This is a genomic window from Desulfobacula sp., assembly GCF_014237455.1.
GTDB lineage: Bacteria > Desulfobacterota > Desulfobacteria > Desulfobacterales > Desulfobacteraceae > Desulfobacula.
This window is the reverse complement of sequence record NZ_JABZFL010000079.1, coordinates 1-2,484: the sequence shown is the minus strand read 5'-3', so window position 1 is coordinate 2,484 and position 2,484 is coordinate 1. Positions and strand designations below refer to the sequence as shown.

The window sequence follows — 2,484 nt, the reverse complement described above, 5'->3', positions numbered from 1 at the left end:
ATAGGGGTTCTTTTGTGGTATGAAAAATCTTTAAAGGGTTTTTTAAAAAAAGCTTGTCATACAGTGTTATCAGTAGTACTAACAAAAGGATACAAGATGGAATCTGACAATAAAAGTAACATTAAACCCAGGCTTTGTTATGGTATCGTCATTGCCCTGGGAGGATTTTCATACATGGGATTAACCCTGTATGGCTATAACCTGTCCTGAAACAAGGAGATAAATTATGACCAATTTTAAGGCTTTTATTCCCATTCTGCTTTCAGTTCTGATCGCTCTGGGCGGAAGTTATTTTTTATATAAATGGGTAAAAGGGAAAACAGCGACTCAAGAGACGGTCGTTGTCAAGGAAAGCAAAGTCGTCCAGGTTGTGGTTGCCAAGATTCCTATCAATATAGGATCACGAATAGAGCTGGAGGAAATGGTAACAACGGTTCCCTATCTGGAAAACAGCCTGCCCAAAGGATATTATTCAAAAGTATCTGATGTGGTGAACCGCATCGTCATCTCTCCGTTGATTGAAGGAGATCCGGTAGTGGAACACAGGCTGGCCCCGACAACCATTCAAACCGGCGGTGTTTCCGCTGTATTAAAACCCGGGAGACGCGCGGTTTCCGTCAGGGGTAATAATGTCATGGGGATTGCAGGCTTCATCAATCCGGGCAACCGCATTGATGTCTTGATTACCATAGCTGATTCGAGAAAAGGGAAAGATGGAGAAACCATTACAAAAATTGTAATGGAAGACCTGTATGTCATGGCCGCAGGCCGCCAGATTGTGGAAAACAGAAAAGGTGAGGCTGCTCCTGTCGATATATATACGGTTGAGGTAACACCTGAACAGGCTGAAAGACTGACCCTGGCTTCAAGTCAAGGCAAGCTCCAGTTTGCCTTAAGAGGCGCGCTGGATAAAGATATTGTTCTGACAAAAGGCATTACCGTGCCGGAGCTGTTGGATTCTTTTGTTCTGACAGGATCAAAATCGGTTGTGGCTAAGACGGTATCCGGCAGTGGTGCTGTTAAAGCGAAAACCACAAGAAGACGATACTCGCCTCCAAAGAAAAAGAAAAAGACTAAAGTAACGGTTGAGATAATCAAAGGGCTGGCACTCACTAAAAAAACAATTAAGATTTAGAATAATAACCTTTTTTCAGGAGAAATCTATAGATGACCACGCTACTGAGATTTAATAAAATAACACTGATCGTTTTGTTTTTTCTGATATTTATCAGTGTCAGTTCCCATGCTCAGAACAATCTGGTTCCTGAGACCATGGAACCGTTTAAAATTGATATGATATCCGGAAAATCAATTGTGATGAAAACAGAGGTTAATGTAAAGCGAATTTCAATTGGTTCGCCTGAAATAGCTGATTTCATACTTCTTTCACCCAAAGAGATATATCTCAAGGGTCTGGCGGCCGGATTCACCAATATGATCCTCTGGCAGGACGGCAATGTTACCGCCATATATGATATAGAAGTAAAATATGACGTGTCCAGGTTAAAAGAAAAATTATACCAGCTCCTTCCGGATGAAAAAGAAATTCAGGTCCTGTCAACAAATGATTCTCTGACATTATCCGGCAGGGTATCCAGCGCTGAAAATCTGTCTAAGGCATTTACGCTTGCACAGTCCTATGCCCCGGCCGGGAAAATAAACAACCTGCTGACAGTGGGCGGTACCCACCAGGTAATGCTGGAGGTCAAAATAGCTGAAATGTCCCGTTCTGTGGGTCGCAATTTAGGGATTGATCTTGAAAATGTTTCCCATATTGGTGATGTGGCCGTACAATTACTCTCTAATTTCGGTGTAAGTACGACGACCACGGGGGGCCCGACACTTGGCCTTGGTTATCATACATGGGATGCAGTGATCAATGCCTTAAAAGCAAACGGGCAGGTTAAAATCTTGGCCAAACCCAACCTCATTACCTTAAGCGGTCAAACGGCAAGTTTCCTGGCTGGTGGTGAATATCCGATTCCTGTTTCAGACGAGGATGGACTCACGATTGAGTATAAGGATTATGGGGTTGGTCTTTCATTTACGCCCAATGTGCTGAGTCCGGATAAAATTAATATTAAAGTGGACACCAGTGTTTCAGAACTTTTGCCCACAGCTACTATCACAAACCAGAATTTTGTCGCTCCCGGACTCAGTTCCCGAAGGACGGCAACAACTATTGAACTGGCAGACGGGCAAAGTTTTGTCATCGCAGGGCTGTTGTCTGAATCTATCACCGAGAGTGTAAAAAAATTCCCTTTTCTGGGAGATATCCCGGTATTGGGGATTCTTTTCAGGAGTTCTTCGTTTCAAAAAAATGAAACAGAGTTGGTCATTATTGTCACACCGCGGCTGGTTAAGCCCATCAATAAAGAGACCCAGCCGGTTCCAACGGATTTTTATGAAGAACCGAGTGATACAGAGTTTTATTTTGACATGAAAAGATCATCAAAAAAATCATCGGAAGAGGAATCTGCTGAC

Annotated in this window: 3 protein-coding genes; all 3 read left to right on the top strand. The window is 43.0% G+C overall.

Features of this window, described 5'->3' with window-relative positions; all coding sequences use genetic code 11:
• A partial coding sequence (locus HGJ91_RS11705) for a hypothetical protein (RefSeq protein ID WP_291347944.1) occupies positions 1-210 on the top strand: 210 nt, incomplete at its 5' end.
• Positions 211-226: 16 nt separating this feature from the next.
• The gene (gene cpaB, locus HGJ91_RS11700; RefSeq protein ID WP_291347943.1) at positions 227-1,135 is read left to right on the top strand and encodes a Flp pilus assembly protein CpaB; all 909 of its coding nucleotides are present in this window, start codon (positions 227-229) and stop codon (positions 1,133-1,135) included.
• A 32-nt stretch (positions 1,136-1,167) separates the two neighbouring features.
• Positions 1,168-2,484, top strand: a 1,317-nt coding sequence (locus HGJ91_RS11695; protein WP_291347941.1) for a type II and III secretion system protein family protein, incomplete at its 3' end; no start/stop codon positions are given.